Here is a 22,807-nt window from a genome sequence, read left to right as displayed (position 1 = left end):
GGCAACTCCCTAGTGCTTGACTGCGCCTTCCGTGAGGGCGCGTACGAAATATCGTTGGAGGAGGAGGAACAGGACCACAACGGGCACGCTCATCATGAAGCTGGCCGCCATCAGGCCCGGAAAGTCCGTGGTATTTTCCGAGAAGAAGCGCTGGATGCCGACCGGTAGTGTCAACTGTTCGTTCTTGGAGAGAAATGTGTAGGCGTAGATGTACTCGTTCCACGCACCGATGAAGGAATAGATCGCCGTGGCGATGATGCCCGGCGTCGAGAGCGGCATGACGATCAGGACAAAGGCCTGGAACCGCGTTGCCCCGTCGATGCGTGCGGCCTGCTCGAGCTGCACAGGAATATTGTCGTAGAAGCCCTTGAGGAGCCAGATCGCCAGCGGCAGGCCGAATGTGAGGTAGGTGAGAATGAGCGACCCATGCGTATTCACCAGGCCGATCGCGCGCATCAGGATGAAGAGCGGCACGAGAAAGATCACCGCCGGGAACATGTTGCGAAGCAAGACGGCGAAGAACAGAAAGTTCCGGCCGGGGAAGGTGAAGCGCGAAAAGGCATAGGCTGCAGGGACTGCCACGATCACCGAGAGGATGGTCGTGGTCGTGGAGACGAAAAGGCTGTTCCAGAAGAAACGGAGGAAGTCCTGGCCTACGCTATTTTGCGGGTCGAGGAGCTTCTCGTAGCTGGCAAGGGTCGGTTGGTCAGGCCACCATTGCGGCGGGAATTGCATGGCTGCGAAGCCGGACTTGATCGAGGTGATCAGCATCCAGATCATCGGCAGCGCAGTGTAAAGCAGCATGAACGCGAGGAAGATGCGTCCGCCCCACCGCCATCCGTCGATGCGCACACGGCGACGGGCCTGGCTTCGAGGAGCAGTCTCGGCAATCGTGCTCATGCGCTCCCATCCTTCCGCTCGTTGCCGCTTAGCGCACGGACGTAGAAGTAGCCGAGCGACATCAGGATCAGGAACAGCAGCACTGAATAGGCCGATGCCACTCCCCAGCGCTGGCGGCCGAAGGCGAGCTCATAAATGTGGGTGATCCAGATATGCGATGCGTTCGACGGCCCGCCGCCGGTCATGATCCAGGGGATGATGAAAGAATTGAAGTTGGCCACTGCCAGCAGAAGGATCGTCACCGTCGAGACGTTTCTCAAGTGCGGGAAGGTGACGTGCCAGAACCGCTGCCATGCACTGGCTCCGTCAACTTTTGCCGCTCGCAGTAACTGATCGGGAACTGTTTGCAGGCCGGCCATCATCATGATCATGGCAAACGGAAACTCCCGCCAGATATTGACGACGATCAGGGAGGGCAGCACCGTGTTGACGCTGTCGATGAAATTCGGCGGTCGGTCGGCCAATCCTAGGCCGACCAGTACCGCGCCGATAATCCCAAAGTCCGAATGGTAGATCCATTTCCAGATATAGGACGCGGCGACCGCGCTGATGACCCAGGGAATGATCAGGATGGCGCGCAGGATGCCACGGCCGACAAAGTCACGATGGAGCGCCAGTGCGCTGGCAAATCCGAGGACAAATGAAATCAAAGTAGATCCCACTGTCCAGACAAGCGTGTTCCGGGTGACCGTCCAGAACACCGGACTTGTGAGGATGGCGGTGTAGTTGTTAAGGCCGACGAAAATCTTGTCCCGGAGCTGCAGGCCAGGCGGTGTATTAAAGAACGAAAGCTCGATCGTGTAGTAGATCGGATAGGCTATGACGATGAGCATCACGGCGATTGCAGGGAGCACATAGGCGTAGTCGGCGCGATGCGCCCAAATCTTTCGCAGCAGACCGGACCCTTCGGGTCGCAGTCTGCGGCGGGTCTCGGCCTTACCAGTCAAGATCGTCACGGTGCCATGCCCCCATTTTTCGGAACAAACCGGCCGCAGCCTCAGCGCGGCCGGTCAGATCGTCAGGCATGGACTAAAGTCCGCCGGCCGTCAGGTTTTTTACCTTCTTGGCTGCGTCTTCCGCTGCTTGGTCAACGGTCATGGCGCCGGTCAGCGCATTCTGCAGCATGTCCGGGACGATGATGTTCATGATTTCCGGCGACTGCGGCAGCGCCGGGAACGGGATGCCGTAAGGCAGCATGGAAGTAGTGACATCAAGGAACTTGATACTGTCCAAGCGTTCCTTCATCCATTTGGTCTTGAAGCCGTTGAGATTTCCCGGGTTTGAGCCGGCATAGGCCATCTTCAGCGACCATTCGGGGCTCGCCCACATGCAGCCGATAGCCTTTGCAGCCGGCTCGTCTACCTTGCCGCCTTCGACATATTCGGGCTTGAGGATGTGAATGTTCGAGCCGCCAAACACGACGGCACGTTTGCCGTTCGGGCCAGTCGGGATCAGACCGTAGCGCATGTTGTCGATGACGGTCTGCGCCTTGTCCTTGTCGGTACCCGTCGTCTTCTTCTGCAAGTCGAGCATGACGTTATAGTCGGACGGGTGCGAGACCATCATGGCGAGCTGGCCAGCGAGGAAGAGAGGCTGATTATCCGCCTGCTGATTGGTGAGTGCCGAAACCGGAACCGACTTGTCGCGAACATACATATCATAGGAGGCTTGCAGCGCCGCCTTGCTCTGCGCGCTGTTCAGCTCGACCTGCTTGTAAGTCGGGTTCGCGTTGGCCTCGTCAAAAACTCCGCCGCCATAGGCCCACAGCTGGGGCATGAAGCGGTACGGTGTATTGCCGGCATTCTTGCGCGCCACCAGGCCGTAACCGGCAATGCCGAGCTTGTCGTGGATCTGCTTGGAATATTTAACAACATCGTCCCATGTTGCCGGAGCCTTGTCCGGATCGAGGCCTGCGCGCTTGAAGATGTCGGCGTTCCAAATGAACGCCATGGTCTCATTATTGGTCGGGATACCGTAGGTCACGCCCTCCCAGGTTACGGCCTTCATTGCACCGGGCCAGAAATCATCGGTCGCATACCCGATATCCTCGGGTTTGAGCGGCCGCAGATAGCCCTTCGAGGCGAATTCGGTGCCGCCCAGGATTTGCAGGCGGACCGCCATGGGCGCTGCATTGCCAAGGAGCGCGGTCCGGAACTTGTCCAGCAGGTCGTTATAGGTAAGGGCTTGATCCTCGAGCTGGATGTTCGGATAGGTTTTGCGGAAGGTCGCAAAGAAGTCCTTGTAATACTGGCGCAGCAGGTCGGGGTCGCCCTCGAACACACCCTGATACCAGAATGTCAGTCGCCCCTTGTAGTCGAGCGGGGTGACTTTGGCGCAGTCGGCCGCCGTGTCAAAATCCTGTGTACCGGCAATGGAGCGCACATATTGCGGCGACCACTTGCTCAAGTCGACCGGCGCACCCAGCGCAGACGCAGACATCAACGATACCAGCAAAGCAGTGGACACAGTGCCGCGCACGACAGCACCGCCGAGTGAAGTACTCGTCATAGGTATCCTCCCAGATTTCTCCCATGCCGCTCTGTGTGAAGCGAGCGGTCTTTGCTCCCCGGCCGTGGGACTTTCCACCTAATGTATCCCTTCGACCATATCATACGTTTTCAGATCACAGATTACCTGTCAACTAAAGAAATCGTACATTGTTTATGGAAGCCTTGCGTGATATCCGAGCAATCTGTGTATTGATTGGGGATAGCTTTGGCCGTTACGAGTGATTTTAAAGCGCAGCCACCCGAAGGGATCGACGCCATCGGGGCCTCCAGCGAAGGCGCGTCGCTTTATCAACTGATCAGGGACGACATTGTCGAAGGGCGGCTCGCTGCCAACGAGCGGCTTGTGGTCACCGATCTTGCCCGGCGCCACGGTACCTCAACCAACCCCGTGCGCGAGGCTCTGCAACTGCTGCGCGGGGAGGGCTTCGTAACCTTCGTTCCCAACCGTGGAGCGCGCGTCCGGCCTATAGATCAGGATTTTGTTCGGGACATCTATGAGATAGGAGTCCTGATCGAGCCGGCACTGACGCGATGGTTCGTGAATATGGCCACCGTCGAGGACATTGCTGAACTCGAACGCATCCAAGGCCTGATTGAAGAGAACGACTTCGCCGATACGTTCAGGCACAGCGAGTTGGACACTGCCTTTCACACCGTAATGTACCAGAAGCACTACAACCACCATGCCGCCGAGCTTTGGTGGAAGCATCGCGAAGTGCTTCGAGCCGTGAGCCGGCGCTTCAACTTCACGCTTGCCCGGCGTGCCGCGATCCTTAGCGAACATCGCGAGCTCATCGCACATGTAAAAGCGGGAAATGCGAACGAGGCGGCCGAACTCATCGCACGCCATGTCGAAGGCTCCGGGCGGCACATCCTCGAACACATGCGTGCGCGTAGCGCCGCTTGGGCAGGATAGAATTCATAGCCTTGAACAACGTCATGACGACCACTTCAGATAAAGGCAGTTGAGATGAAAATCACCAGCGTTCGGCCGTGGCTAATCAGATCCGATGCGTCTTATTGGGGAGAGTATCTGTTCGTCGAAGTGACGACCGACGAGGGGGTGAGCGGCTGGGGAGAGATCACCACCACGACAAAGCTCGCCAATCGCGCTTTGTGCACGATCCTGCGGCAGATCGGTGACGCTTTGACAGGCGAGGACCCGGCACGTATCGAGTATCTGTGGCACAAGATATTCCGCAACTTCACCTACATGGGCAGTCGCGGCGCCGCAGTCGAATGCGTAAGTGCCATCGACATAGCCCTTTGGGACATCCGAGGCAAAGTTCTGGGTCAGCCGATTTACGAGTTGTTGGGCGGGCCGGTGCGCGATGAAATCGCGCTCTACACCCATCCCAACCAGGCCAAGTTTACCAGCAAAGAGGCTGTGGTTCGGGAAATTCGGGACATCGTCGAGTCCGGCCACACTGCGCTCAAGTTCGATCCTTTCCCCCACCAGGGCCGCACTGCCGATGGACAGTCTCGCGAACAGCGGGACGGCTACCTCGATGGCAGCATGACCCGCAAGGATGAGCGCGAAGCCGCCGAACTCACTGCTCTGATCCGCGAAACGGCGGGCTCTGATGTCGACATCCTCATCGATGCGCATGGCCGGTTCGACGTTCCCACCGCCATTCGCCTTTGTCGGAGCCTCGAGGAAGCTGGTCAGATCGACTGGTTCGAGGAGCCCTGTCCACCGGAGAGCCTCAGCGCTCTCAAACAGGTCCGTGAGAAGGTCAGCGCCGCCATCTCGTGGGGCGAGCGCGGCCACACGAAGTGGGATTTCGTGCCGGTGCTCGAAAACAAGCTCGCCGACTACATCATGCCGGACGTCACCTGGACCGGCGGCATTACCGAACTCAAGAAGATTTCCGCCCTATGCGAAGCCTACTACATCCCGGTCTCGCCGCATGACGCCGCAGGGCCGATCAACGTGGTTGCGGGAGCGCAGGTGATGATGACCGTTCCCAATTTCTACAAACTTGAAACGTCAGAGTGGAACCTGGGCAAATACGATCACCTCATCGACAGACCACTCGATGTTTCGAACGGCAGCCTCAAGCTTACGCCTAGGCCTGGTCTCGGCGTCGAAATGAACCGCGACTACCTTCAAAATCACGAGATAGAGCTGCACTAGCTAACAACGCTCTACGCCGCCTCAGCGTGCGTGACGACGAGCACCGCCGACCAGAACGAGGATAAATCATGCCAGAAGCAAATGGAGCCGACGAGGCGCTCAACCGGGTGAACACGCGTTCCAAGCCGTCCGACCTTCGCATCACCGACATGCGGGTAGCCGAAATTGTCGGCGCGCCGTTCACCTCGGTGCTGCTTAAGATTTACACTAATCAGGGCATTGTCGGGCTTGGCGAGGTGCGCGACGGTGCCAGCGCCACCTACGCGCTGATGCTGAAGAGCCGGTTGCTTGGCGAGAACCCTTGCGACATCGATCGCCTGTTTCGACGGATCAAGCAGTTCGGCGGGCACGGCCGGCAAGGCGGCGGCGTGTCGGCGGTCGAAATCGCCTTGTGGGATCTTGCCGGCAAGGCCTATGGCGTCCCTGTCCACCAGATGCTCGGCGGCCGGTTTCGGGAGAAAGTGCGCGTCTATTGCGATACCGACGCTACCGTGCCGAGCGGTACCGAGACCGGTAAGCGCCTCAAGCAGCGCATGGAGCTCGGATTCACTTTCCTCAAGATGGATTTGGGATTGATGCAGATCGCGGATGTGCCCGGTGCGGTCGTGTCTCCTGCCGGCTCACTTGAAGGGTACCGCCACCACCCCGGCCGCGGTCCGCTGAAGACCATGGAGGAGCGGCGCCTCCGCAACGCTGTATACGATTTGCATAACATCCCGCACCCGTTCACCGGCCTCCACTTTTCCGACAAGGGCCTCGACTTCCTCGAGCAATACATTGCCGAGGTTCGTGAGGTCATCGGCATGGATGTGCCGCTTGCGATCGACCATATCGGCCATATCTCCATGCAGAACGGCATTCGCCTTGCCAGGCGAATTGAAAAATACGTGCCGGCCTGGCTCGAGGATGTGATCCCATGGCAGTATACCGAGCAATATCGACAACTGCAGGACGCCACCACAGTGCCAATCTGCACTGGTGAGGACATATACCTCAAGGAAGGTTTCGAGCCTCTGCTTAACAGCGGCGGTGTCTCCGTTATCCACCCGGACCTGCTTACCAGTGGGGGTATCCTCGAGACCAAGAAGATCGGCGATATGGCGCAGGACCGTGGTGTCGCCATGGCCATCCACATGGCAGAAAGTCCAATCGCCGCAATGGCTGCGGCACATGTCGCGACCGCGACCGAAAATTTCATGGCACTCGAATACCACTCCGCCGATGTCGACTGGTGGGACGATATCGTCACGGGTCTTCCCAAGCCGCTGGTGAAGGACGGCTTCATCACCGTTTCGGACAAGCCGGGCCTGGGGATTGACGACGTTGTCGACGAGGTGATCTCGCAGCATCTGCAGCCGGGTGTCGCCGGCATCTGGCAGCCTACGGACCACTGGGACGATGAGTATTCCTGGGATCGCACCTGGAGCTGAGGCTAAAAGGAACGAAGATGAAGATCACCGATCTCCGCTGCGCCGTTATCGGCAGACATCCGATCGTCCGCATCGTTACGGACGAAGGCCTCTATGGCTTGGGTGAAGTCGAATTTACCAAGCCCTACCTCAAGCCCTGGGTGCTGCATCTCCGCGAGGCGCTGATCGGCGAGGACCCGACCGACGTCGAGAGAGTCATGCTGAAGATCCGCCAACGCGGATCTTTCAAGCCGTACGGCGCGGCGGTGAGCGCTATCGAGCATGCGCTTTGGGATATTGCCGGCAAGGCCGCGGGCGTGCCCGTCTATAAACTGCTCGGCGGCAAGGTGCGGGACAAGGTGCGCGTCTACAACGGCTCGGTCCGCCGGACACGCACGGGCGACCGGCCGGAGGATTACGCCGCTGACGTCAAATGGATGATGGAGCAGCCGCAGAACTTCTTCATGGTCAAGCAAGGAATCTCGTTCCACTCCAACATGAAAGATACTGTCGAGGACTTCCACTACGGCGTGACGCAGAAGAAGGCCGGCTATCACGGTGCCATGGATCAGGGCGTGATCAGCGAGCGTGGTTTCAATCACATGCTCGACTGCGTGATCGCGATGAAGGAAGTGCTGGGCGACAAGGTCAGCCTGGCGCTCGACTGCGGCCCGGGCTGGATGTTGCCCGATGCGATCAAGTTCGCTCGCGCGGTCGAGAAGTACAATTTGATGTGGCTCGAGGACATGCTGACCGGCGACTACGTGCCGTGGGTCAATCCGCAGGCCTATCGGGAGCTGACAACCTCAACCTCGACACCAATTCACACTGGGGAACAGATCTACCTGCGGCACAATTTCAAGGAACTGATCGAGACGCAGGCGGTGCGCGTCATCGGCCCAGATCCAGCCGATATCGGCGGCATTGCCGAGCTCAAATGGGTCGCCGAGCACGCCTACATGCACTCGATCCTAATGGCACCGCACGGCACCGCCAACGGCCTGCTGGGGCTTGGCGCGTTGATCAATGTCTGCGCCACGTTGCCGGCAAATTACGTCGCGTTCGAATATCCGACCGCCTCCGACCCCTGGTGGGAAGACCTGGTAATCGGCTTGCCGCCGCAGATCGTCAAGGACAGCATGGTGGACTTACTGGAAGCGCCGGGTCTGGGCCTCGATATCGACCCTGAAGGGGCCAGGAAATATCTCAGGGAAGAGGATGCGGGCTTTTTCGACTGAGCCTCGCTCCACTTGCCGGCATGGCACAGACCGTCGGTGAACTGACCGACCAGGGATCGCCGGCGTTCGAGGCTGCCATTCCGATCCTGTCGCGAGGTCGCATTTGTCGAATGCTAAGCAGTTGATCTTGAGACAAGTTTCCCCCTGAAGGCTCTGTTTTCTCGTGGCTCTCTTCCGAGTATCATAGACAGGATTGCCGCTACCATTTCGATAGCGGGCTGCTCGTATGTCGTCAGGTCATAGGCAGGGGAGGCGGCGAGGGGAGTATTGTCGAAACCGGCAATCGCAATATCATCCGGAATACGGAGTTTTAGGGTGCTGCGGACGTAATCGATCGCGCCGAAGGCCAGAGCATCGTTTTCACACATGAGAAGATCCGGCCATTGCTCGCGTGGGGTCTCCTGGAACAATATCCTTGCGGCCTCAAATCCGTGTCCTGAACTGTAGGACGCCGCCGAAGCACCAAGCACAGGCTTGGAGCCATGGGCTTCCCAGAAAGCGTTGAACGCGCGGCGTCGGCCCAACGCGGTGGAAAGGGTTTTGGCGCCGGACAGAAAAGCGGGACGTCGATATCCTTTAGAATAAAAATACTCGCATAGTTCTCGCATCGCCAGCGGCGTATCGCATGTGATCGCGGGGACATTCGGTATCTGGCTATCGCGGGCCAAAACGTAAAGCGGGGCCCCGCCCTGTATCCGATCGTCCTCCAGCATCTCCGGTCGGAACGCCGTGCCGAACAAGATGATGGCATCGACTTGACGCTGGCCGGCATCCAACAGCGCCTGCACGTGGTCGAAATGTTCATTGATGTTGATAAGGACCGTCAACAAGCCTTCTGACTGAAGTTGCCAAGTCAAAATCTCGAGAACTGGCAGTTTGTGTGGGTTCTTGAAATCATCGACCAGGATCGCGACCTGGTGTGTCAGGTTGGTCGCCAAGCTGCGTGCCAGCAAGTTCGGCCGGTAGTTCAGGCTCTCCGCGGCCTCCAGAACCCTCAATCGACTTTTTTCGGCGATCGAAGCCCCCGGCGTAAACGCGCGAATGACGGTCCACTTCGAGACACCTGCAGATCGCGCCACATCTTCCGCTGTAACTCGCTTCGCCATACTGACCTCACCTGACCTATCGCGTGGAATGGATATTCCGTTGTGCCGAAAATTGGAATTATTGAGTTGACATATTGAAGCCAACTGATATGAATTTTACGGTTGCTACCGGTAGCAAAATCTATTGCGGCCTAGCAATGGAAACGGCGGGGGGAGGTCCACGTCGGATAGAGGAGCGACGCAGGCTTAGCCGCGTCAATGGGAGGAAAGAGCATGAAATCGCTTATCAAGAAACTCGCGCTCGGCGTTTCGATCGTTGCAGCCGTTGCGGGTGCTGACAGTCTCGCATACGCAAAAGATATCAAGATCATCGCCGTCACGCATGGCCAAGCAAACGATCCCTTTTGGTCGGTGGTCAAGAATGGCGTGACAGCCGGCGCCAAGGATGCCGGCGTTCAGGTCGATTATCGCGCGCCTGAGACATTCGATATGGTGGCTATGAGCCAGCTGATCGACGCTGCGGTGAACCAGAAGCCGGACGGGCTGATCGTGTCGATCCCGGATGCTTCGGCTCTCGGACGCTCGATCGAAAAGGCGGTGGCTTCCGGTATTCCGGTGATTTCCATCAACTCCGGGTCCGATGTTTCCAAGAAACTCGGTGCCTTGCTGCATGTCGGTCAAGACGAGTACGGTGCAGGTAAGGCTGCCGGTGAAAAGCTGAAACAGATGGGTGGCAAGACCGGCATCTGCGTCAACCAGGAGGTCGGCAACGTCTCGCTCGACCTGCGTTGCAAGGGCTTCTCGGATGGCTTCGGCGGTACTGTTACCGTGTTGCCGGTGTCCAATGATCCGGCCGAAGTTCGCGCCAAGGTCAAAGCGTCACTGAGCGCCAACAATGCTATCGATACCATCATGGCTCTCGGTGCAAGCACCGCCGGCGAACCTTCGCTCGCAGCCGTCAAGGACGCTGGCAAGACCGGCAAGGTCAATGTGGCGACCTTCGATCTTTCGGCCAATTTCCTGAAAGCGGTTGCCGCCGGCGAAGCTGCCTTCGCGATCGACCAGCAACAGTTCCTGCAGGGCTATTTGTCGACCGTCTTCCTGGCCAATAACGCGAAATATGGCCTCATCCCCGGCGGCAACGTTCCATCGGGTCCGAATCTGATCACCAAGGATAAGGCGGCTCAGGTCGTCGAACTGTCGGCGAAGGGCATCCGCTGATCCACCCCCTGTCGCGTTAGCGTGTCGGCCGCTCCTTCAGCAGGAGGGGCTGCCGACCAACCCTACGCGTTGTCTGCATGGCTGTGGCGTGCGACGCCCACGGGAGGAACCATGACTGAAATTAGCAAAACTCCAGCCGCATCGATAAAATCTGACGAGCGCCTCAAGAAGGTCAGTGTCCTGACAAGCCTGATGCGGCGCCCCGAACTTGGCGCAGTCGCGGGCCTCGTCATGGTGGTGATCTTTTTCTTCTTTACCGCCGATGCCTCGATGTTCTCGTTGTCGGGAATGATGACCATCCTGGCGCCGGCATCCCAGCTGGGGATTCTTGCCATTGCGGCGTCCATGCTGATGATCGGCGGAGAGTTCGATCTTTCCATCGGCTCGATGGTGGCCTTCGCCGGCCTGATTTTCGGTGGCCTGCTGGTCAATTTTGGTCAGCCACTTTGGATCGCGATCCTATTTACCTTGCTCTTCGCAGCTCTGCTGGGCGCCGTGAACGGTCAGATCGTCATCCGCACCCGGCTTCCCTCGTTCATTGTCACCCTGGCTTTCCTGTTCATCCTGCGCGGACTGACACTTGTCGGCCTCAAATGGGCGACCGGCGGATCTACACAGCTTCGCGGTATCAGCGAAGCCGTTGGAGACACCTCCATTGCCGGCCTGTTTTCAGGCCTCGCCTTCCAGGGTTTCTTTGCCTGGCTTGCCGAAAACAACCTGATCGAGAAATTCGACAATGGCATGCCAAAGGTCGCGGGCGTTCCTGTCTCCGTGGTCTGGTTCGTCGGTCTTGCCGGCGTTGCGACGTGGGTCCTGCTGCGCACCCGGGTCGGAAACTGGATCTTTGCCGTCGGAGGTGATGCCAATGCCGCTCGAAACTCCGGTGTACCCGTCGATCGCGTCAAGACCGGGCTTTTTGCCTTGACCGCATGCGCGGCTGCTCTCGTCGCCATCATCACGGTGCTGGATGCCGGATCGACGGACGCGCGACGCGGTTTCCAGAAGGAGTTCGAAGCCATCATCGCAGCCGTCATCGGAGGAAGCCTTCTGACAGGCGGTTACGGCTCGGCCATAGGTGCCTTTTTCGGAGCAATCATCTTCGGCCTCGTCTCCATCGGCCTCACCTATACGAAGTTCGACTCCGACTGGTTTCAGGTCTTTCTCGGCACCATGCTGCTGCTTGCCGTCCTCTTCAACAACTTCATTCGCCGCAAAGTTACAGGGGAGCGCTGAGCATGGCCGACATCCAATCCAATTCGCCGGCCCCGATCATCGAAGCCAGGGACATCGTGAAGCACTATGGCTCCGTCATTGCGCTCTCGGGGATCTCGATGAAGGTGCTGGAAGGCGAAGTTCTCTGCCTGCTCGGAGACAATGGCGCCGGCAAGTCGACGCTGATCAAGACGCTGTCCGGCGTGGTCAAGCCTTCCGGTGGCGAGCTGCTCGTCGATGGAAAGCCTGTCACGTTCTCCAGCCCGCGTGATGCGCTCGATGCCGGCATCGCCACCGTCTACCAGGATCTGGCCATGATTCCGCTCATGTCCGTAACGCGCAACTTCTTCATGGGGCGCGAGCCACGCAAGGGTATCCCGCCCTTCCGCTACATCGACTTCAAACATTGTGATGCCGTGACCCGGGAGGAGATGCACAAGATCGGGATCGATGTTCGGGATCCGAACCAGGCGGTCGGAACCCTATCCGGCGGCGAACGGCAATGCGTGGCGATCGCGCGTGCGGTCTATTTCGGGGCGAAGGTTCTCATCCTCGACGAGCCGACATCTGCGCTGGGCGTGGCACAGACGTCCATGGTTCTCAAATACATCAACCATGTGCAGCAGAAGGGCCTTGGAGTCATCTTCATCACGCACAATGTGCGCCACGCTTTCGCGGTCGGCAACCGCTTCACCATCCTCAATCGCGGCAAGACGCTGGGCACCTATGCCAAGAGCGAGATTTCCATCGATGAGCTTCAAAACATGATGGCCGGCGGCAAAGAATTGCAGGCGCTCTCCAACGAGCTCGGCGGCACCATCTAATTCACGAAACGGGATTGTAATGATGACAGAAGAGCATGCACATCCGGGGCCCTTCACGCTGGCCGTCTGTGCAGAAATGGTTTTCCGCTCTTTGCCGTTCACGGAGCGGCTGAAGCGGATCACCGAGCTTGGCTTCGTCGCCGAGATCTGGGACTGGACCAAGCATGATATTCCTGCTCTTGCCCGGTCCGGCGCGACGTTCTCGTCGATGACGGGGTACATCACCGGCACGCTCGCGGACGATGAGGGCGCCGATGAACTCATCAGGACGGCGCGTCTGTCTATCACCGTTGCCAAGGAACTCGGTTGCCCCCGGCTCAATTTGCACGGGACGGGTCTCGACGGGCAGGGGCTGCCGGTGCTCAAGTCGGAGGGCGTCACTGGCGCGATGTGGCTGAAGGCACGCGACACCCTCAATCGCATCGCGGATCTCGGTGAGGAAGAAGGCGTGACGTTCGTTCTTGAGAACCTCAACGAAGCGGTCGATCACCCGAAAACGCCGTTCGCCAAGGCCGCCGACACGATCGCCCTGGTCTCTGCGATCAATCGTCCGTCGCTGAAGCTCAATCTCGATCTTTACCACGCCCAGATCGGCGAAGGGAATCTCATCGAGCTCTGCCGTCGGGCGCTGCCATTCATCGGCGAAATCCAGGTGGCGGATGTGCCCGGCCGCATGGAGCCCGGCACCGGAGAGATCAACTACCCGGCCATCGCCCGTGCGCTGAACGCCATGGGCTATACGGGCGTCATCGGGCTTGAGGCCTGGCCGGCCGAGGACGATGAGCTGGCGCTGAGCCGCTTCCGCCAAGCCTTTACCCTTTAACACTCTCCTCTCTGCGCGGCCGTTTGAGTCAGGCACGTGCGATCACATGTCAGAAGGAACGAAAATGCTCAAAGTTGGTCTTCTCGGTGCAGGGCGGATTGGAAACGTCCACGCCAAAGCGATCACGTCCAATCCCGGAAGCGCGCTGGTCGCGGTTTCGGATGTCAACACGGACGCCGCCACAAAGCTCGCCTCCCAGTATGGAGCCGAGGCCGCTTCCAGCCTCGACATCATCAACGATCCCGCCATCGACGCTGTGCTCATCGCCACATCGACGGACACCCATTCGGACTTGATAGAGGCGGCGACGAAGGCCGGCAAGGCGGTGCTGTGCGAGAAGCCCGTCGATCTCAGCCTCGAACGGGCCCGCGCTTGCCAGATCGCGGCGGCGGCTACGGGCAGACCGGTCATGATCGGTTTCAACCGCCGCTTCGATCCGAACTTCGCGGCGCTCAAGGCTGCCGCGGACCGGGGCGATATCGGCAAGACGGAACTGCTGTCGATCACCTCCTTCGATCCGGCGCCGCCTCCGGTGTCCTACATCAAGGTTTCCGGCGGCCTGTTCCGGGATATGATGATCCACGACTTCGACATGGCCTGCTGGATCTTCGGCGGCGCGCCCGAGACGGTGACGGCCATCGGAAGCTCGATCGTCGATCCCGCGATCGGTGCGGCGGGCGATGTCGATACCGCCGCCGTCACACTCAAGTTCGCCGATGGCCGGATCGCCGTGATCAAGAACAGCCGTCGCGCGGTATACGGCTACGATCAGCGCATCGAGCTGCTTGGCTCCGACGGACTGCTGTCCGCCGGCAACATCCTGGAGAACACCATCACCAAGTCCACCCGGGACGGCGTGACGGGCGCCAAGCCGGAATTCTTCTTCCTCGAGCGCTATATGCGCGCCTATTCCATTGAGTGGAATGCGTTTGTCGATGCCATCACGTCCGGATCGGCACTGCCGGTTTCGCTGGATGACGGCGTCAATGCGCTTGCGGTGGCGGAAGCAGCGACACGGTCACTCGCGTCGGGGCAATCCGTCAGCCTCGCCGAAATACTCTAGGCGAGGATTTAACGTGAACACACTTGGCATTGGACTGATTGGCACGGGGTATATGGGGAAGTGCCATGCATTGGCATGGAACTCCGTTGCGGCCACTTTCGGCACGGACATCCGACCGCGCCTCGTTCATCTCGGCGAGGTCAATGAGACCCTTGCGAAACAGCGCGCCGCCGAATTCGGTTTTGAGAAATCCTCGGGTGACTGGCGTGCCGTGATCGATGATCCCGACGTTCAGATCGTTTCAATCACCTCGCCGAACCAGTTCCACAAAGATATGGCGACTGCGGCGCTCGATGCGGGAAAGCATGTCTGGTGCGAAAAGCCCATGTCCACTGGGCTGCAAGACGCCGAGGCCATGCTGATGGCTGCAGAGCGCACCGATCGTCTTTGCGTCCTTGGTTACAACTACATTCAGAGCCCGGCATTCAGGCAGATCGAAACGCTGGTGAAGAATGGGCGGATCGGGCGTGTCACCAATATCCGCGTCGAGATGGACGAGGACTTCATGGCGGCGCCGGACATGCTGCATTCGCTCAAGCATCGGGCGGAGTCCGGTCATGGGGCACTCGACGATTTTGCCGTGCACCCCTTGTCTCTGCTGCAGCGCCTGTGCGGTCTTCCTGTGGAGGTCATGGCCGATGCGGCGCGTCCCTACGAGACGCTGAAGGACGCTCACGGCGTTGATAAGAAGGTGGAGACCTTTGATATCGCTTCTGCGCTGATGCGTTTTCGGGACGGGCTAACAGGAACGTTGATCGTCAATCGGTCTGCCTGGGGGCGCAAGGGACGGATTGCACTTCAGATTCTCGGAACAGAGGGGTCCATTCTTTTCGATCAGGAGCGGGCCAACGAATTCCAACTGTACCAACGCTCGGACGAAGCAGAAATACAGGGTTTCCGGACCGTCCTGATCGCGCCCATCCACGCTCCGTACAATCATTTCGTACCCGCACCCGGCCATGGCCTTGGCTTTAACGAACTCAAGGTTATCGAGGCCTACGAGATCCTGAACGCGCTGAGTGGCAAACCCGCGAGGCTCGTGGATTTCTCGGACGGCATCCAGATCGAGAGAGTGGTCCACGCCATGGCCCAATCACATGCCAGCGGTAAGTGGACCAGCACATTCGGCTAATGCAGATCGCCCGAAAGCGTGCAGCGATTTCGGCGCCAGAGGGGCGTGTTGCGCAAAATAGATATGCCACGTAGTATACTACTGGCGTGGCATGTATCGAAACATGCTGGTCGGGATTGGCGCAATCGAATTCCATGTTAGAAATCATCGCCCGTCTTTTCGGCACTGGAGACAAATCCATGGCCAGGCAGAGGCGTTGGGGCCCGCGGGGGTATGGAGAGAGATGTGAACAGGACTGGCAGGTCGGCGGTTTCATCTGAAAAGCGTGGGAAATCGCTGACGGAGCAGGCCTATGCGATATTGCGTGAGCGCGTAATAACGGGTGTACTTCCGCCTGGTGTGGACGTTTCCGAGCCGGAACTGGCCGATCAACTGCAGATGAGCAAGACGCCGGTGCGGGAAGCGCTCGCGCGGCTTTGCGTCGAAGGGTTGATGGAGGCTTTTCCCCGTCGCGGCTATCGGGTTACTCCGGTGACACTGAAGGATATGGACGACCTTTTTGCAGTTCGGGGCGTTCTCGAAGGGACCGCAGCGGCTCTGGCCGCGCAAAGCCTGACTGAAGACGAACTCGATGCGCTCGATCGGTTGGCGGATGCCAGTTACGTCGTCGGTGAAGATGTCAGCACCAAAACGTTCGTGACATCGAACGAGATGTTTCATTCCGCGATTGCTCAGGGGTCGCGCAATCCGCGTCTGCATTCGCTGGTGATGAGTCACCTGGAGGAATGCGCCCGGCTTTTCTACATGGGAACACGAATCCGCGACATTAATCCGGAGACGATTAACGACCACCATCGTATCGTGGCGGTTCTCAGGCAGCGTGACGGCGAGAAGGCCCGGCTTGCGATGATCGAGCACAACGAGAATACCCGCAAGGGGCTGTTTGCGGCGATGGTCGCCAATCCGCAGCCAGGCATCTCGCTTTAACGGGCTGTTTCTGGCGTTTGAGATGTCAGTTCTGCTTCACGACTGCGGGCTGCTGAAGATCTGCACGCGCGAACCTACTTCGACGATCTCTCCCAGATACACGACCGCCACGCGATGGCTGGCACGTTCCGCTACGGCCATATCTGTCAAGTAACCAACTCCCGGGGGCTTCGTGGAGTAGAAGCGAGCGGCTCCGAGCATATCGACGCTGTAAGATATTACGTAAGATATTTCATCTTGCCAAGGAGGTTCGAATGAAGGAGGATAATTTCAAGGAGTGACCATTTCCGGGAGATGGTGTCATGGCCGATGACATTCGCAAATCAGTTCTTCTTACGCCGCTCGACCTGAATGGGTTGCGCAAATCCGGCGCGGATCTGACAGTTCTGGCAGTCCATTCGATCAACCCCTATACCGGCCAACCGTCCTTCAAGGGACAGCGGATCGAAGGCGCGGTCGATACGGAAGCCTATTCCGATTTTCAATCGCCACCCTCCGCGGAGGGTGGGCAGCGCCCGCTTCCCGAGATCGATATCCTGCAGGAAAAGGCGCGCCGATGGGGGTTGCGGCCGGAAAGCACGATCGTCATCTATGACGGGGACCGCAGCATGACGGCTGCCCGCGCCTGGTGGGTGCTGAAATGGGCGGGCCTGCCGGATGTCCGCGTATTAGACGGTGGGTTTCCGGCCTGGGTATCTGCCGGACTTCCGACGACGGACGCCGTTACCGCTGTCCAGCCGAGCACGATTGTATTGTCGCCGGGGCACATGCCTGAGTTTGACGCCAGCGATGCTCTTCGCTTCGGGAAAGAGGGCATCCTTCTCGATGCGCGCATTCGGCCTAATTACATCGGTGGTCCCGTTGGGGAGGGTCAGCCTGCGCGGGGCCATATTCCGCATGCGATCAGCGCGCCTGCCCCAGATAACGTTACCGACTACGGCAACTTCGCCGACAGCGCTACGCTGAGGGAGATGTATCGCGCTCTCGGCGTCGACGGCTTTTGCGACGTCGGCGTTTATTGCGGTGCCGGCATGTCGGCCGCACACACCGTGCTTGCGCTTGCCGCCATCGGATTACCGGCGGCGATGTATCCCGGATCGTGGTCCGCATGGGTTTCAGATACGACGCGTCCCGTGATTACGGGTGCCGATCCTTTCTGATTGAAGGATGCTCAAACGGCGAGCGTTTTTGGCGTGAAATTCTCCTATTGTGGCCGGTTGTAGAGAGGGGACCGCTCATTCGGCACAAAAAATATGCGCAGATATTCTTTGTCTAAAGCAGCGCCACTTCGACTTTACAGGCTTAAATTCGATTGATATATCTCGTAGTATATCAGTTGGGCGCAGGCGCTGATTGATGCGATATACGGGAACGGGTTCCAAAGAGCCCATGGCCAGAGAAGGGTCGTAGCATGAATATCTGGAAGGGTTTTGCGGCAGCGGTGGTCGCCGTGCCGCTGATATCGGCAGGCACATACGCGCAGGCTCAAGATCGGTCGAAGACGCTTGTTGTTGCGGTTCCTTCCGATCCGGTCGGCCTCGAGCCCGGCGGCAACAAGGCGGAGCCTGTCGGCAGCGAAATCATCCTCAACGTCTTCGATACGCTGGTCGCCTGGACGTCGCCGGAATTCAAGCAGCTCGAAGGTCGCCTGGCGACGAACTGGACCATTTCCGCCGACGGCAAGGAATTTACCTTCAAGTTGCGGGATGGTGTCAAGTTCCAGGACGGCACACCTTTCGATGCGGCGGCGGTGAAGTTTTCGCTGGAGCGCACCAAGGCTACCAATTCCTACGTCAAGGCGACGTTCGACCTGATCAAGGATATCGCCGTCGTATCCCCGGCTGAGGTGAAGATCACGCTTTCCGCCGCTTACCCGGCCTTCCTGTCCATTCTCGCCCAGCCGCAATCGGCCATCGTCAGCCCCGCGGCCGTGCAGAAATTCGGCGACAAGTTCGCCGCCAATCCGGTGGGTACCGGTCCGTTCGTCTTCAAAGGGGCGCAGGCCGATACGAATGTCGTTCTGGAAGCCAATCCGGGCTATTTCCGTGGTGCCCCAAAGCTTTCGAAGATCATCTATCGCGTTATTCCGGACGCCTCCACCCGCCGTCTGGAGCTTGAGAGCGGCGGTGTCGATATCGTCCAGCAGCAGGGTCAGCTGTCTGCAATCGCCGCCGAGGACATCGAGGCGCTGAAGAAGAACAAGGATATCAAGATCCTCGAGACGTCGAGCCAGATCATTCGTCAGCTCGAATTCAACAACAACAAAAAGGACGGCCCGTTCGCCAACGTCAAGGTACGCCAGGCGATTACGCATGCGATCGACTACGACGGCCTGCTGAAGGGCGTTTTCGGCGGCACGGCCGAACGCGTCTATGGTCCGCTGACCACGAACAGTTGGGCCTTTAACCCGAAGATGAAGGAGCTGGCTCCGAAATACGATCCGGCGCTCGCCAAGAAGCTGCTGGCGGAGGCCAAGGTCGATCCGTCGAGCCTTGACCTGAAGCTCTACAGCTTCCAGGGGCCGCTCTGGGGTGCCGTTGCCACCTTCGTGCAGGCGAACCTTGCCGATATCGGCATTAACGCCACAATCCAGCAGACCGAGTTCCCGGCGCTGCGGGCGCTGCAGACTTCCGGCCAGTTCGACGTTGCGCTCGACGGACGCCAGCCGTGGTACAACGACCCGGATGCCCACATCACCATCGGTTACCTCTCGTCGCTCGCCATCACGGCCATGACCTTCCGCATGCCGGAGGATAAGGTGCTCGACGATCTCATCCTGAAGGCTCAGCAGACCTCCGACCTGGAAGCCCGCAAGCAGCTTTACTTCCAGGTGCAGGAAGAGATCGCCAAGAAAGTCCCGGGCGCCTATCTGTTCAGCCCCAAGCTGATCGTTTTCCAGCGTGCCAATGTGGAGGGCCTTGTGGTCAACAGCGCGCCCCCACTCAACGAATATTGGTCCGTCTCCAAGAAGTGATAGTCTTCTCCCAAGACTAAGGCGGGCAGTCTTCGGGCTGCCCGCCTCCTTGCTTTCCCTGTTCTGGCACGACGGGAAGGTGTCTATCCGCCGGTGCGGGCGGCTTTGCAATGAGTTGGAGAGCATGGCGAGTTTCATCATACGCCGCCTGATCGCGCTGATACCCGTCATGTGCATCGTGCTGGTGATTGTCTTTTCACTGGTCCGGTTGATACCCGGCGATCCGGCCGTGACGCTGCTCGGTCCGGGTGCGACGAAGGAGCAGATCGACGCGCTGCGTGCCCAACTCGATCTCGATCAGCCTGTGGTCCTGCAATTTGCCAACTACGTATTTGGTCTGTTGAAGGGTGATCTCGGTTTCTCCCTGAAGTCAGGCCTGCCCGTGACAGGCGAAATTCTGACGCGCCTGCCGGCGACGATCGAGCTTTCGGTTCTGGCCGTCATCGTCGCCATCATCCTTGGCATCCCGATCGGGGTGCTGTCGGCCGTCCGGCCCAACTCCATCTTCGACCACGTTACCCGGGTCGTCTCGCTGGTCGGGGTGTCGATGCCTGCCTTCCTGCTGGCGCTTATCCTGCAGCTGATCTTTGCGACCTATCTCGGCTGGCTGCCGGTATCGGGACGGATGAGTTCTTTTTTGACGGTAGAAACCGTGACCGGTTTTGCCGTTCTCGACGGCATCATTACCGGTAATTTCGCGGCGGCATGGAGTGCGGTCCAACATCTCATTCTGCCGACTGCGGTGCTCGCCTCGTTTCTCGCCGCCACGCTCGGCCGCTTCGTGCGCAATACCATGCTCGACGTGATGGGTGAGGACTTCATCCGCACCGCCAGGGCCAAGGGGGTGCGGCGTTCGAGTGTCGTGCTGAACCACGGCCTGCGCAATTCGCTGCTGCCGGCGATCACCGTTATCGGGTTGAAATTCGCGGAAATGCTCGGCGGTGCGATCCTGACCGAGACGATCTTCGCCTGGCCGGGCATCGGCCGCTACATGTTCGAAGCGATCAAGAACCGTGACTATCCGGTCATTCAAGGCACGACGCTGGTCTTCGCCCTGATGTTCGTCCTCACATCGATCATCGTGGACCTGCTCTATGGAGTCCTCGATCCGCGCATCCGCCGGAAGATGGGGTGATCATGCGTGAACTGCTGATCTTCTTGCGACGCAATAAGCTGGCGGTGGTCGGCCTCGTCATCTTAGTCGCCCTCGTAGGCCTGATCACCATCGGTCCACTGGTCTCGCCCTATACGCCGACCAAGCTCGATATCCTCCACAAGCTGGACGCGCCGACACTTGCTCACTGGCTTGGTACCGACGCTTTCGGCCGCGATGTAATGACCCGCATCATGTATGGTGGCCGAGCGACGCTGGCCATCGGCGTCGGCGTGGTCGCCATCGCCTTCGTGATCGGCGTTTTCTTCGGGATGCTGGCAGGCTTCGTGGGAGGTTGGCCCGACAGCATCATCATGCGTATCGTCGACGCCATTCTGGCCTTCCCGGCGCTGGTCCTGGCGATTGCGCTTGCTGCGGCTTTCGGACCGAGCCTCCAGAATGCCATGCTTGCTGTTGCCATCACGCTGGCGCCTCAGTTCGCGCGGGTCGCGCGCAGCCAGGCGCTGAGCATTTCCGTCAAACCCTATGTGGAGGCCGCAGTTTCACTTGGTCTGCCGACCCATCGAATCCTGCTGCGCTACATCTTCGTCAACGGGCTAGGGCCTTTGCTGGTGCAATCGACGCTGGCGCTCGGCAGTGCCATCCTGCAAACCGCCAGCCTCGGCTTTCTGGGTCTCGGTGCCCAGCCTCCGCTGGCCGAATGGGGTGCTGACGTTTCCGCCAACCTGCAATTTGTCCGCAGCGCCGCTTGGGTGGCGCTCGCTCCCGGCATGGCGATCCTGTTGGCCGTTCTGTCGTTCAACCTGATCGGCGATAGCCTGGCGGATTGGTTCAATCCGCGTCGCCGCAACGAACTCGATTGAGGTTGCCCGTGAGCACGCTTACCATCAGTCTGGAAAAAGTGGATTTCCTGCCGCCGACGCGGGTCACCGACGATACCAGCGTGCTGACGCTGAAGAACCTCGTTTTCGAACCGCTGCTGAAATGGGACGACGGTTTCGTGCGGCCGGCGCTGTTCGACCGCTGGACCCACTCGGCTGACGGCCGCGAATGGCGTTTCCATATCCGCGAAGGCGCGATCTTCCATGACGGCAAGCCCTGCGTGGCGGAAGACATCATCGGCTTCCTCGATGGCATCCTGGAAGCCGTCGATACGTTCGGCATGAAATGGTCCTATGCGCGCTACCTCAAGGATGCGCGCATCACGGCGGAAGGCCCGGATGTCGTACGTGTCGAAAATCCCGATCCTATCGCCGATATCCTCGACATCTTTTCCGAATTCTACATCTGCCGTTTCGATGCCGACGGTCGGCCTATCCTCGGTACGGGGCGTTATCGGGTGGTGGAATTCGAACAGTCGAAGCGCGTCATGCTGGAGCGGGTGAACGGCGAAGCTGGACCGCAGCGCATCGTGGCGCTGGCGGAAAAACATGCGGAAGCGCGTTATGCTCAGCTCAGGGACGGCAGCATCGATGCAGCACTCAATCTGGAACGGGTGGAAGGCCGCCTCGTGTTCGACACTGCCTTTGACTGGGGCAGGGCGATCAATACGCTGTCGGTCATGTATTATCTGAATTGCAGCCAGGGCGTCTTCCGCTCGGCTCAAGCGCGACTTGCTGTCAACCATGCAGTGAATACCGCAGCGATTGCCGAAGAGATTTTCCACGGTCTTGCCGTGCCGTCCTCGACCATCGTCAGCCCCTTCCATCTCGGAGCCGGCAAGGCGAACCTTGCTCCCATCGGCCATGACCCGGAAAAGGCGAAACGGCTGCTCGACGGCGTCGATGCGGGCGGACCGATCCGGCTGCGCACGCCGACCTTCATGCCCGAACGTTCGCCGGAAGTGAGCCGCTTCGTGGCGGCTTCGCTGGAGGCGGTGGGGCTCGAGGTTAACGTCGAGACGGAGCTCGACCGGCCGGAATATGCGCGCCAGATCGGCCGCAAGGAAATGGGCGACATGGCGATCTTCGATTCCTCGCCGCACAGCACCTACCGTATCCTGAACGACAAGATTTCAGCCAGGACGAAAGCCGTGTGGTGGCAGGGTTACGACGACCCGGAGACCGAGGCGCTGATCGCAGCGGCCAACCACGCAGTCGATGACGCCGACCGGGAACTGGCCTATGCGCGCTGCCTGACCCGACTTCATCAGAACCCGCCCTGGCTTTATCTCGTTCATCCCATCGATGTCTTTGCGGCGCGTAAAGGCATCGGCGGACTATCGATCGATCACAAGGGCACGCTCAACATTCGCTGAGCCCCAACATTCGCCGATCC

Annotated in this window: 20 protein-coding genes; 16 read left to right on the top strand and 4 right to left on the bottom strand. The window is 59.3% G+C overall.

The window, feature by feature from the left end; translation table 11 throughout:
• Positions 1 to 9: 9 nt before the first annotated feature.
• The 3 genes from ACZ9IU_RS16920 to ACZ9IU_RS16910 all read right to left on the bottom strand — a co-directional run bounded on the left by ACZ9IU_RS16920 (position 10) and on the right by ACZ9IU_RS16910 (position 3,408).
• Positions 10 to 900, bottom strand: a complete 891-nt coding sequence (locus tag ACZ9IU_RS16920) for a carbohydrate ABC transporter permease (RefSeq protein WP_038544815.1) — start codon at positions 898 to 900, stop codon at positions 10 to 12.
• Positions 897 to 1,856, bottom strand: coding sequence for a carbohydrate ABC transporter permease (locus tag ACZ9IU_RS16915; RefSeq protein ID WP_038544813.1), 960 nt, complete (start codon positions 1,854 to 1,856; stop codon positions 897 to 899). Before ACZ9IU_RS16915 ends, ACZ9IU_RS16920 begins: the two co-directional genes overlap by 4 nt.
• A 73-nt stretch (positions 1,857 to 1,929) precedes the next feature.
• Positions 1,930 to 3,408 carry an ABC transporter substrate-binding protein gene (locus tag ACZ9IU_RS16910; protein ID WP_038544812.1) on the bottom strand — a complete coding sequence of 493 codons (1,479 nt, stop codon included), beginning with the start codon at positions 3,406 to 3,408 and terminating at the stop codon, positions 1,930 to 1,932.
• Positions 3,409 to 3,615: 207 nt separating this feature from the next.
• Here ACZ9IU_RS16910 and ACZ9IU_RS16905 point away from each other — a divergent pair, with 207 nt between their 5' ends.
• From ACZ9IU_RS16905 to ACZ9IU_RS16890, 4 genes are all read left to right on the top strand, one after another.
• On the top strand, positions 3,616 to 4,326 hold the full coding sequence (locus ACZ9IU_RS16905) for a GntR family transcriptional regulator (protein ID WP_038549570.1): 711 nt from the start codon (positions 3,616 to 3,618) through the stop codon (positions 4,324 to 4,326).
• 54 nt (positions 4,327 to 4,380) lie between these two features.
• Positions 4,381 to 5,547, top strand: coding sequence for a mandelate racemase/muconate lactonizing enzyme family protein (locus ACZ9IU_RS16900; protein ID WP_038544810.1), 1,167 nt, complete (start codon positions 4,381 to 4,383; stop codon positions 5,545 to 5,547).
• 68 nt (positions 5,548 to 5,615) lie between these two features.
• Positions 5,616 to 6,977, top strand: coding sequence for a mandelate racemase/muconate lactonizing enzyme family protein (locus ACZ9IU_RS16895; RefSeq protein WP_038544808.1), 1,362 nt, complete (start codon positions 5,616 to 5,618; stop codon positions 6,975 to 6,977).
• Positions 6,978 to 6,994: 17 nt separating this feature from the next.
• Complete coding sequence (locus ACZ9IU_RS16890) at positions 6,995 to 8,194, top strand: mandelate racemase/muconate lactonizing enzyme family protein (RefSeq protein ID WP_038544806.1); 1,200 nt, start codon at positions 6,995 to 6,997, stop codon at positions 8,192 to 8,194.
• A gap of 113 nt (positions 8,195 to 8,307) precedes the next feature.
• Here the strand turns inward: ACZ9IU_RS16890 and ACZ9IU_RS16885 are convergent, their stop codons facing one another.
• Positions 8,308 to 9,300, bottom strand: coding sequence for a LacI family DNA-binding transcriptional regulator (locus ACZ9IU_RS16885; protein ID WP_038544804.1), 993 nt, complete (start codon positions 9,298 to 9,300; stop codon positions 8,308 to 8,310).
• A gap of 213 nt (positions 9,301 to 9,513) precedes the next feature.
• Between ACZ9IU_RS16885 and ACZ9IU_RS16880 the strand changes: the two genes are divergently transcribed.
• The 12 genes from ACZ9IU_RS16880 to ACZ9IU_RS16825 all read left to right on the top strand — a co-directional run bounded on the left by ACZ9IU_RS16880 (position 9,514) and on the right by ACZ9IU_RS16825 (position 22,787).
• Positions 9,514 to 10,461: a sugar ABC transporter substrate-binding protein gene (locus tag ACZ9IU_RS16880; RefSeq protein WP_038544801.1), complete on the top strand. Its 948-nt coding sequence runs from the start codon at positions 9,514 to 9,516 to the stop codon at positions 10,459 to 10,461.
• A gap of 111 nt (positions 10,462 to 10,572) precedes the next feature.
• Positions 10,573 to 11,694, top strand: coding sequence for an ABC transporter permease (locus ACZ9IU_RS16875; protein WP_038544799.1), 1,122 nt, complete (start codon positions 10,573 to 10,575; stop codon positions 11,692 to 11,694).
• Positions 11,695 to 11,696: 2 nt separating this feature from the next.
• Positions 11,697 to 12,497, top strand: a complete 801-nt coding sequence (locus ACZ9IU_RS16870) for an ATP-binding cassette domain-containing protein (protein ID WP_038544798.1) — start codon at positions 11,697 to 11,699, stop codon at positions 12,495 to 12,497.
• Between the two features lie 19 nt (positions 12,498 to 12,516).
• The gene (locus ACZ9IU_RS16865; RefSeq protein WP_173426755.1) at positions 12,517 to 13,320 is read left to right on the top strand and encodes a TIM barrel protein; all 804 of its coding nucleotides are present in this window, start codon (positions 12,517 to 12,519) and stop codon (positions 13,318 to 13,320) included.
• Between the two features lie 64 nt (positions 13,321 to 13,384).
• Complete coding sequence (gene iolG / locus ACZ9IU_RS16860; protein WP_038544796.1) at positions 13,385 to 14,383, top strand: inositol 2-dehydrogenase; 999 nt, start codon at positions 13,385 to 13,387, stop codon at positions 14,381 to 14,383.
• Between the two features lie 13 nt (positions 14,384 to 14,396).
• Positions 14,397 to 15,515 (top strand): Gfo/Idh/MocA family protein, encoded by a 1,119-nt coding sequence (locus tag ACZ9IU_RS16855; RefSeq protein WP_038544794.1) that lies wholly within the window; start codon positions 14,397 to 14,399, stop codon positions 15,513 to 15,515.
• Between the two features lie 213 nt (positions 15,516 to 15,728).
• Positions 15,729 to 16,442: a GntR family transcriptional regulator gene (locus ACZ9IU_RS16850; protein WP_051899795.1), complete on the top strand. Its 714-nt coding sequence runs from the start codon at positions 15,729 to 15,731 to the stop codon at positions 16,440 to 16,442.
• Between the two features lie 302 nt (positions 16,443 to 16,744).
• The gene (locus tag ACZ9IU_RS16845; protein ID WP_038544791.1) at positions 16,745 to 17,602 is read left to right on the top strand and encodes a sulfurtransferase; all 858 of its coding nucleotides are present in this window, start codon (positions 16,745 to 16,747) and stop codon (positions 17,600 to 17,602) included.
• 251 nt (positions 17,603 to 17,853) lie between these two features.
• Entirely contained in the window at positions 17,854 to 19,416 is a 1,563-nt protein-coding gene (locus ACZ9IU_RS16840) for an ABC transporter substrate-binding protein (RefSeq protein ID WP_038544789.1), read from the top strand.
• Between the two features lie 124 nt (positions 19,417 to 19,540).
• Positions 19,541 to 20,551: an ABC transporter permease gene (locus ACZ9IU_RS16835; RefSeq protein ID WP_038544787.1), complete on the top strand. Its 1,011-nt coding sequence runs from the start codon at positions 19,541 to 19,543 to the stop codon at positions 20,549 to 20,551.
• A gap of 2 nt (positions 20,552 to 20,553) precedes the next feature.
• The gene (locus ACZ9IU_RS16830; RefSeq protein ID WP_038544785.1) at positions 20,554 to 21,393 is read left to right on the top strand and encodes an ABC transporter permease; all 840 of its coding nucleotides are present in this window, start codon (positions 20,554 to 20,556) and stop codon (positions 21,391 to 21,393) included.
• 8 nt (positions 21,394 to 21,401) lie between these two features.
• Positions 21,402 to 22,787 (top strand): ABC transporter substrate-binding protein, encoded by a 1,386-nt coding sequence (locus ACZ9IU_RS16825; protein WP_051899794.1) that lies wholly within the window; start codon positions 21,402 to 21,404, stop codon positions 22,785 to 22,787.
• The last annotated feature ends 20 nt before the right edge of the window (positions 22,788 to 22,807 follow it).

The sequence above is a fragment of the Mesorhizobium sp. USDA 4132 genome (assembly GCF_056279545.1).
The sequence above is the reverse complement of the archived record's forward strand: the minus strand, read 5'-3'. Positions and strand labels throughout refer to the sequence as shown.

Coding starts and splice junctions, on each gene's coding strand:
- ACZ9IU_RS16920 (WP_038544815.1), bottom strand. CDS start 900: ATGAGCACGATTGCCGAGACTGCTCCTCGAAGCCAGGCCCGTCGCCGT.
- ACZ9IU_RS16910 (WP_038544812.1), bottom strand. CDS start 3,408: ATGACGAGTACTTCACTCGGCGGTGCTGTCGTGCGCGGCACTGTGTCC.
- ACZ9IU_RS16900 (WP_038544810.1), top strand. CDS start 4,381: ATGAAAATCACCAGCGTTCGGCCGTGGCTAATCAGATCCGATGCGTCT.
- ACZ9IU_RS16895 (WP_038544808.1), top strand. CDS start 5,616: ATGCCAGAAGCAAATGGAGCCGACGAGGCGCTCAACCGGGTGAACACG.
- ACZ9IU_RS16890 (WP_038544806.1), top strand. CDS start 6,995: ATGAAGATCACCGATCTCCGCTGCGCCGTTATCGGCAGACATCCGATC.
- ACZ9IU_RS16885 (WP_038544804.1), bottom strand. CDS start 9,300: ATGGCGAAGCGAGTTACAGCGGAAGATGTGGCGCGATCTGCAGGTGTC.
- ACZ9IU_RS16880 (WP_038544801.1), top strand. CDS start 9,514: ATGAAATCGCTTATCAAGAAACTCGCGCTCGGCGTTTCGATCGTTGCA.
- ACZ9IU_RS16875 (WP_038544799.1), top strand. CDS start 10,573: ATGACTGAAATTAGCAAAACTCCAGCCGCATCGATAAAATCTGACGAG.
- ACZ9IU_RS16870 (WP_038544798.1), top strand. CDS start 11,697: ATGGCCGACATCCAATCCAATTCGCCGGCCCCGATCATCGAAGCCAGG.
- ACZ9IU_RS16865 (WP_173426755.1), top strand. CDS start 12,517: ATGATGACAGAAGAGCATGCACATCCGGGGCCCTTCACGCTGGCCGTC.
- iolG (WP_038544796.1), top strand. CDS start 13,385: ATGCTCAAAGTTGGTCTTCTCGGTGCAGGGCGGATTGGAAACGTCCAC.
- ACZ9IU_RS16850 (WP_051899795.1), top strand. CDS start 15,729: ATGGAGAGAGATGTGAACAGGACTGGCAGGTCGGCGGTTTCATCTGAA.
- ACZ9IU_RS16845 (WP_038544791.1), top strand. CDS start 16,745: ATGGCCGATGACATTCGCAAATCAGTTCTTCTTACGCCGCTCGACCTG.
- ACZ9IU_RS16840 (WP_038544789.1), top strand. CDS start 17,854: ATGAATATCTGGAAGGGTTTTGCGGCAGCGGTGGTCGCCGTGCCGCTG.
- ACZ9IU_RS16835 (WP_038544787.1), top strand. CDS start 19,541: ATGGCGAGTTTCATCATACGCCGCCTGATCGCGCTGATACCCGTCATG.
- ACZ9IU_RS16830 (WP_038544785.1), top strand. CDS start 20,554: ATGCGTGAACTGCTGATCTTCTTGCGACGCAATAAGCTGGCGGTGGTC.